The 7,713-nt window shown below is 56.9% G+C and carries 8 protein-coding genes; 1 reads left to right on the forward strand and 7 read right to left on the reverse strand.

Going from position 1 to position 7,713, the window contains the following annotated elements; all coding sequences use genetic code 11:
• From RTY00_RS02175 to RTY00_RS02200, 6 genes are all read right to left on the reverse strand, one after another.
• Positions 1-444 (reverse strand): aldo/keto reductase (locus tag RTY00_RS02175; RefSeq protein WP_312663256.1); only part of this gene is annotated, 444 nt, incomplete at its 3' end.
• A gap of 118 nt (positions 445-562) precedes the next feature.
• Positions 563-1,606, reverse strand: coding sequence for an alpha/beta hydrolase (locus RTY00_RS02180; protein ID WP_409519111.1), 1,044 nt, complete (start codon positions 1,604-1,606; stop codon positions 563-565).
• Between the two features lie 47 nt (positions 1,607-1,653).
• The gene (locus tag RTY00_RS02185) at positions 1,654-2,403 is read right to left on the reverse strand and encodes a carboxymuconolactone decarboxylase family protein (protein WP_312663258.1); all 750 of its coding nucleotides are present in this window, start codon (positions 2,401-2,403) and stop codon (positions 1,654-1,656) included.
• Positions 2,381-2,851, reverse strand: a complete 471-nt coding sequence (locus RTY00_RS02190) for a cupin domain-containing protein (protein ID WP_312663259.1) — start codon at positions 2,849-2,851, stop codon at positions 2,381-2,383. Before RTY00_RS02190 ends, RTY00_RS02185 begins: the two co-directional genes overlap by 23 nt.
• Before the next feature lie 67 nt (positions 2,852-2,918).
• Complete coding sequence (locus RTY00_RS02195; protein WP_312663260.1) at positions 2,919-4,367, reverse strand: heavy metal sensor histidine kinase; 1,449 nt, start codon at positions 4,365-4,367, stop codon at positions 2,919-2,921.
• Positions 4,360-5,049, reverse strand: a complete 690-nt coding sequence (locus tag RTY00_RS02200; protein ID WP_176971680.1) for a heavy metal response regulator transcription factor — start codon at positions 5,047-5,049, stop codon at positions 4,360-4,362. Before RTY00_RS02200 ends, RTY00_RS02195 begins: the two co-directional genes overlap by 8 nt.
• A 208-nt stretch (positions 5,050-5,257) precedes the next feature.
• Here RTY00_RS02200 and RTY00_RS02205 point away from each other — a divergent pair, with 208 nt between their 5' ends.
• Entirely contained in the window at positions 5,258-6,301 is a 1,044-nt protein-coding gene (locus tag RTY00_RS02205) for an alpha/beta hydrolase (protein ID WP_312663261.1), read from the forward strand.
• Here the strand turns inward: RTY00_RS02205 and RTY00_RS02210 are convergent.
• Complete coding sequence (locus tag RTY00_RS02210) at positions 6,298-7,509, reverse strand: multidrug effflux MFS transporter (protein ID WP_312663262.1); 1,212 nt, start codon at positions 7,507-7,509, stop codon at positions 6,298-6,300. The genes RTY00_RS02205 and RTY00_RS02210 overlap by 4 nt on opposite strands.
• Between the last annotated feature and the right edge of the window lie 204 nt (positions 7,510-7,713).

Here is a 7,713-nt window from a genome sequence, read left to right on the forward strand (position 1 = left end):
GAAGGCGATGAGATCCGCCAGACGATCCGGCTGGAAGTTGCTGACACCAATCGCTTTGATCTTGCCCGCCTGCTGCAACTCTTCCATCGCCCGCCACGCGCCGTGCACATCGCCGTACGGCTGGTGAATCAGATAGAGATCGACATAATCCATCTGCAAGCGATTGAGTGAACGCTCAAACTGCGCTTTAGCACCTTCATAGTTCGTGTCCTGCAGCCACAATTTGGTGGTGACGAACAGCTCATCGCGCGCGATGCCGCTCTGTTTGAGGGCATTGCCAACCTGAGTTTCGTTTTGATAAGACGCGGCGGTATCGATCAGGCGATAGCCGGTTTCAATGGCGTCGATTACCGCGCGCTCGCACTCGGCGGCATCGGTCATCTGAAACACGCCTAAGCCCAGCAGAGGCATGTCGAGGCCGTTATTGAGTTTTACAGTGTGCATGGCGTTATCCTTTTGAGAGTTTCCAAAAGCATAACGCCCCAGCATTGATTTGGTCAGACCCGGTAATCAGCTAGGGTTTATTAGTTGTATTCATCAATCAATAAACCCTGCTGATGAGCTATTGCAGATGCTTCTGCTGCAAAAACTGGCTGACCTGATCGGCGATCTGTACGTTATTCAGGTCGGAGAACGGGAAATGAGTGTTGCCTTTAATGCCGATTTCCGGCAGGTGAATCACCTGCACATCGCCACCGTGTTTATTCACCACATCTCGCCACTGGCGCGCCATCGCCAGCCTTACGCGCCAGCTGTCCTGCGCTGGCATGGCGCTGGGTTTATCCGGAATGTTATCGCCATAGAAGATCAGAATAGGAATTTTGGTCAGTGCCATAAACTTATCCAGCGCCACCGGCTCACCCTTCAGCGTATCGAACGCACTGGGCATCGCTGGAGGTAATTCATTTTCTGGAAACACAAAGCCGCTACCCGGTTCAAAGGCGACTATCGCTTTGACCTTGCTGTTTTTCATCGCGGTGTACCAGCCTGGACCGCCGCCCTGCGAATGGGTAAACAGAATGGCGGGACCGCTTTTATCGACCACGGCGGACAGCGCATCCGAAATCACATTGACGTCAAACGGCCCGGTGTTGGGCGTCATCTGGCGGAAGTATTGGTTCAGCGCCTCTTTGTCCTGTGAGAACTGCACGCCTTTGAAGAAGGTGGGCCACACGCCGAGACGGAACTGATTGAACCACAGCTGCTCATCCGGTTTCGGTGTCAGCGTACTTTCTACCGTGCTGCGACCGGCGCTACCGCGACGCGGCTGATCGACCAGATAAGTGGTAAATCCGCGTCGCAGAAAGAGGTTCTGGAACCCTTCGCGCCCATCCGGCGTGCTTTCCCAGGTGCGGGAAAACTGCCCGGCGCCGTGCAGCATAACGATGGGATATTTATGCGCATGCGGTGGAATTTGATAAAACACCGCCGCGTGATCGCCATGATAGGTCTGGCCTGCGGGATCCAGCGGCTTTTTGGCATCGAATTGCCCTGGCGCGGTGATCACCGTCCCGCCCGCCGTAAAGCTACCTTGTTCCTGAATCACTAAAGGTTGCGCCTGTGCGGCGGCGATAAAGCTGGTCGCCAGCAGACAGATGCTGCAGATTTTGAGTGAATTTTTCAAAAATCTTTCCTCTGTAATGAATAGCTAACTCATATCGCCTGCAATGCGCTTTCCGCGCGATCCGCCGCCTCAACTTCCCCATTGGCGCGCAACAGGTCAGCCAGCTGCTGCAACTGGCCGCGCGTGATCCCTACGCGCAAGCTGGTGCGCGTATGTGACAGCAGCTGCGATTCTGCTCCCGGCGTGGCGGCCAATGCGCCCACCGTGGCCAGCTCGCGGCTTTGCCAGTCGAGGTTGTCACGGGCAAAAATATCGCCAAACAGATGGGTTTGCAGGAACTGGTTGATCACCGGTGCGAAGTCGAAAAGTGGTCCTTGCACCGGCGCGCCAGAAATTTTGGTCTGGTTATCGGTGCCCAGCTGACGCAGCGCATCGCCCACCGGAACCGGCTGCGCCGGCTCTTTGCCGATTTCATCCTTGATGCCGCGCTGCTTACGCGCTTCCGTGACTTTCATCAGCGCGCTCAGCGCGTTGAGACTGCGCGGAAAACCGGTGTAGGCATACAGCTGCACCAGGATCTCTTTGGCTTCGTTTACCGTTAATCCGGCGTCCAGCCCCTGATTAAGCGCCGCATCCAGTTTTTCCATGTTGCTGGTTGCCATAAACGCCGCCATCAGCGGAATGGCTTGTTGACGTGCCGAGAGCGTCTCGGACAGATTTGATAACTCATTCATTGCAGGTGTCACTCCTTGTTGGGTTGCAGCATAGGTCGCCAGGTTAAAGGCGAACATCATGACGATGCCGAAGGTGAGTTGCTTAATCGGCGCGATAGTGTTCATCAGTCACTTTCTCCATCCAGGTTACGCTTTTGCCGTCCACCACGCCGGTCACCGCGATATGTGTCATCGCACTGTTAGCGCTGGCGCCATGCCAGTGCTTGACGCCTGGCGGGCAGATCACCACATCACCGGCACGGATGATCTGCACCGGTTGCCCTTCCTGCTGGGTTAAGCCCACGCCGGAGGTGACAATCAGCCGTTGTCCGGCGGGATGCGTATGCCACGCCGATTGCGCGCCGGGCTCGAAGGTGACATACGCAGCCGAGGCATTGATGTCGTTGTCCGCCACAAACAGCGGATCAACGCGCACCTGACCGGTGAAGTTTTGCGCCGGACCGGTTAGCGATGATTGGCTGCCTGCCGGTGCAATCTGCACCATTGGCTCGGCGGCAACCGATGAGAAAGCGAGGGAGAGTATTAGCCCCAGATAAGCCGATTTTGCTGTCATGCCGTGTGTCCTATTTTGTTGAACATGGATGCGGCGAGGCATCGATTCTAACGAGGCGCAGATGTCGTCAGGCTGACGCGTTACTGACAATGTTGTCAGTTTTCAGCGAGGCGACGGGCGCGGCAGACAGCGCTTTACGTTCGGGCGTTAAGGCAAAGGTCAGCCCAAACGTGTTGATTCCCCCTTCACTGCGCGCGAAAACGTCACCGCGATGCATGATCGCCACCGCACGCACAATCGATAATCCCAGCCCATGATGGGTGTCGCTTTTGGCGCGCGACGCGTCCACACGATAAAAGCGTTCAAACAGGCGATGCAGATGCTCAGGCGCGATGGCGTCGCCATGATTCGAAACCGCCACCCTCGCCTGCGTGGAGGATTCACTCAGCGTGACGGTAATGGTGCTGTGTGGCGCGGCATGGCGCGCACTGTTCTCCAGCAGATTCGCCAGCGAGCGATGGAATAAGCGCCGATCGATATGCACCTGCGCATAGCCGTCAATCTGCAATCGCAGCTGCTTTTCAGCGAAACTGGGTTCTACATATTCAGCGGTTTTAGCGGTCTCGGCGCGCAGCGACACGCGCGTCAGCTGTGAAGCATGTTCACCCGCATGGGCATGCGACAGGAACAGCATGTCATTGACGATGGAGGTCATGCGTTCCAGCTCTTCCAGATTAGAGCCGAGTAAATCCTCCAACTCCACCAGCGAGCGGCGGCGCGCTAAGCCCAGTTGCGTTTGACCAATCAAATTGGTCAGCGGCGTGCGCAGCTCGTGCGCGACATCAGCATTAAAACTCTCCAGTTGCCGCCACGCGACCGCCTGTCTTTCCAGCACGCCGTTAAATGAGGCAGCCAGCGGCTGCAGCTCGTCCGGCAAGCTGTCGGTATTCAGACGCTGAGCATGATCGCCCGGTGCCAGCTGCTGCGCCTGCTGGCTCAAAGCGCCCACCGGACGCAGGCCAATGCGTGAAATCGCATAACCGAGCAGCGCCACAATAAACACGCCAACCAACGCGATAATCAGCAGCGTGCGCGTGAAGGCATCCAGCGTGCCCATGTAAGGCGTGGAATCGATGGCCACCACATAGCGCAGCGCCGGCCGCTCGCCATGCGCGGCAATGGTTTTCACCAGCAGAAACAGCGAGCAGGCCTCATCGGTCGCGCCCGGTACTTTATTGAAGCCTTCCTGCAAGGCATCCCAACGCACGCCGAGCGGCGGCGCACCGCCAACGCTGAAATGCGCATCGTCACTCAAAATCCAGTAACGCACGCGCTCACCTTCCGCGCTGGTTAAATCAGTGAACTTGCTGGCCAGCGCCGGGCAGCCTTCAGGCGAGCTGCGCGCGCTGATCCACGGGCTCATCAACGATTCACGAAACTGCAGTTCGTTGTGCATTTGCTTTTGCAGCGAATCATGCAGCGAACTGCGCAGCAGCAGGCCAATCGTCGAGACGATCAGCACCATGCTGATAACAAACATCAGCGCCAGCCGCGCCGAGATCGAACCTTTAAACATGCTGATCCTCCCGCACTTCCAGCACGTAGCCCATGCCGCGCACTGTATGCAGCAGTTTGACCGCGAAAGGTGCGTCGATTTTGCCGCGAAGACGCTTAATCGCCACTTCCACCACGTTGGCGTCGCTGTCGAAATTCATGTCCCACACCTGTTCAGCGATCATCATCTTCGACAAAATTTCGCCCTGATGCCGCGCCAGCAAACTGAGCAGCGCGAACTCTTTGGCAGTCAGCTCCAGCCGATTGCCTTGGCGGAATACCCGGCGCGCCAGCAGATCGAGATGCAGATCGTGGATTTGCAGTTGCGTGATGTCAGCGCCATCGGTGGCGCGACGCCGCACCAGCGCCTGGATGCGCGCCACCAGTTCAATCAGCGAAAAAGGCTTGGGCAGATAATCATCTGCCCCGAGCCGCAATCCTTTTACCCGCTCATCCACCGAACCCCGCGCCGACAGCATCAACACCGGCGTTTGTTTGCTGCTGCGAATGCCTTCCAGCACGCGATAACCGTCAATGCCCGGCAGCATCACGTCGAGGATCACCGCGTCGTAATCAAACTCGAGCGCAAAGTGCAGCCCTTCCGCGCCGTCGGCTGAGACATCCACGGTAAACCCCGATTCACCCAGCGCGCGGCTCAGGTACGTGGAGGTTTTCTCTTCGTCTTCAACCAACAATAAGCGCATAGCTGGGGCTTCCTTTGTTTACAGCGTTGAACGTTATGTTGCGCGTCGCTCACCAACAGCAAGCTGACAAGTTGCTGACAGCGCTGTCAGCCTGCCCGGATGAAACTGACAAGGTTGTTATGTTCTGGTCATGATGCTGTCAGCCCGCGCACCTTAAGCTGCCGTGCATGGCCACTATTCAGGCCACTACTTTTTTCCGGGAGCGAAGATGAAACTCACTGCAATTCATGCCCTGCTGATCACGGCAATTTCCGGCAGCGCACAGGCCGCTGATTACCGACAAAACCCTTTCACGCTGGTTTATGACGGCGCGATTACGCAAAACGTGACGGGCAAGGTCAACATCCATCCTGTGAAATACGATCTGCACGGCTTGCAAATCGCCGCCAACGTTTACACGCCCGCCCATTACGACCCGGCAAAAAAATATCCCGCGATTGTGGTCGCGCATCCTAACGGCGGCGTGAAAGAGCAAGTGGCCGGTTTGTACGCACAACGACTGGCCGAACACGGTTACATCACTATCACCGCCGATGCTGCCTATCAGGGTGCAAGCGGTGGCATGCCACGCAGCGTGGATATTCCGGCTAACCGCATTGAAGATATTCACGGCATGGCCGATTACCTCAGCCGCTATCCCGGCGTCGATGCTGAGCGCATGGGCCTGCTCGGCATCTGCGGCGGCGGCGGTTACTCGCTGAAAGCGGCCCAGACGGATAAACGGTTCAAAGCACTGGCAACCTTGAGCATGTTCGATTCCGGGCGCGTGCGCCGCAACGGCTATCAGGATTCCCAGATCGCCACTATTCAGGATCGCCTGCGTGCCGCCACTGAGGCGCGCAGCAAAGAAGCGTCCAGCGGCGAAGTCAGCTACTCCGGCGACGCCAATCTGACCGATGAACAGATCGCCAAACTGCCGTTCGATCTCTATCGCCAGGGCTACGCCTATTACTGGAAAACCCACGCCCATCCGAACTCAACGTTCCGCTACACCACCAGCAGCCTGCTGGAGTTGATGCGCTTTGATGCGCAAAGCAACATGGAGCTGATCAACCAGCCGCTGCTGATGATGGCGGGCAGCAAAGCTGATTCGCTCTACATGACGCAAAGCGCCTTTAGCAAAGCCAGCGGAACCGCCAACAAAAGGCTCTATCTCATCGCAGGCGCAACCCACATCGAGACGTACTGGGTGCCACGTTATGTCGATGAAGCGATGAGCCAACTCGATCCGTTCTTCGACCAGAACATTTAAGCTTGCGACTTTGCCGTGGCGGCGCTGATCGCCATCACCGCGCTCGCCACGGTAAACAGCACGATAATCCAGCCCATGGTCCACGGCGTGCCGTCGCTTAACAGCGCCAGCAGCAACGACGAGATGATGCCGCTGCCGTATTGCAGCGAGCCAATCAGCGCCGAGGCGGAACCCGCCATATTCGGCACCGCATCCATCGCTGCCGCTGTTGAAGTGGCGGCGATGATGCCGTTCATCGAGAAGAACACGAACACCGAGAGAATGATCATCACGATGCCGCCGAGCTGCAGTTTGGTGCAGAGCGCGAGGATCAGCGCCGCCACGGTGGCGGTTAACACGGCAAACTTCAGCAGCGACTCAAGCGGATAGCGATGCACCAAACGTCGGTTGACCATGCTGACCGCCATCAAACCCACCACGTTGACCGCAAACAGCCAGCCATAGTGCTGCGCATCGATGCCAAAGTAAGAGATGTAGACAAAAGGCGAACCGGTAATGAAGGCATAAGCGGCGACGTAATAGAACGCCACGCACAGGGTAAACCGCATGAAATGGCGATTTTTCAGCAGTGCGAAATAGTTGCGAAACGCGCCTGGCAGCGAGGCTTTCACCCGTTTCTCCGGCGGCAAGGTTTCCGGCAACCAGCAAATCAACATCAACATCACGCCGCCGATGGCCGCCAAAAGCCAGAAGATGGCATGCCAGGATGTCACGCGGATCATCTGCCCGCCCAACAGCGGCCCGGCAATCGGCGCAATCGCCATAATTACCATCAGCGTCGAGAGCATCTGCGCGGCACGCGTGCGGCCAAACAGATCGCGAATCATGGCGCGCGCCAGCATCGGTCCGGTACAAGCACCCAGCGCCTGAAACACACGCCAGAACACGATGTGGGTAATGTCAGTGGAGAGCGCACAACCCGCTGAGCCGATGACAAACAGCGTCAGCCCAATAAACAGCGGCGCTTTACGGCCAAAGTGGTCGCTTAGCGGCCCCCAAATCAGCTGGGCAATACAGAAGCCGATAAGAAAACCGGTGATGGTGAGTTCCGCATCGCCATGCAGCTCGCGCGCCATGATCGGCATGGCGGGCAGATAGATGTCCGTGGATAGCGAGGTGATCGCCATCAACGTACTCAGAATGAGGATAAACGGCAAACCGCTCGATTTGACGGTAAAGGACTGCGTACGCGTTGAGGCGTGATCCATGTTGAATTCCAGAGAGATCGAATACGTCCATGTTAGCGGAAGGGATTGTGAAGATAATGGCCTGAAATGACATTGCGCCTATGAGGAAAATTCATTAATAGGCGCAATGAATTGACATGACTTACTGCGCAATATGCACGCGTTTTTTTATATCCTTAAGGAACAGCGTGATAGTAAATGTCATCATCACCAGCATTGACCATG

This window comes from Pantoea sp. CTOTU49201 (assembly GCF_032054795.1).
Taxonomy (GTDB): domain Bacteria; phylum Pseudomonadota; class Gammaproteobacteria; order Enterobacterales; family Enterobacteriaceae; genus Pantoea; species Pantoea symbiotica.

What these genes read in the sequence shown, in the direction of transcription:
- RTY00_RS02185 (WP_312663258.1), bottom strand. Translation starts at nt 2,403, where the DNA reads ATGAACACTATCGCGCCGATTAAGCAACTCACCTTCGGCATCGTCATG.
- RTY00_RS02190 (WP_312663259.1), bottom strand. Translation starts at nt 2,851, where the DNA reads ATGACAGCAAAATCGGCTTATCTGGGGCTAATACTCTCCCTCGCTTTC.
- RTY00_RS02195 (WP_312663260.1), bottom strand. Translation starts at nt 4,367, where the DNA reads ATGTTTAAAGGTTCGATCTCGGCGCGGCTGGCGCTGATGTTTGTTATC.
- RTY00_RS02200 (WP_176971680.1), bottom strand. Translation starts at nt 5,049, where the DNA reads ATGCGCTTATTGTTGGTTGAAGACGAAGAGAAAACCTCCACGTACCTG.
- RTY00_RS02205 (WP_312663261.1), top strand. Translation starts at nt 5,258, where the DNA reads ATGAAACTCACTGCAATTCATGCCCTGCTGATCACGGCAATTTCCGGC.
- RTY00_RS02210 (WP_312663262.1), bottom strand. Translation starts at nt 7,509, where the DNA reads ATGGATCACGCCTCAACGCGTACGCAGTCCTTTACCGTCAAATCGAGC.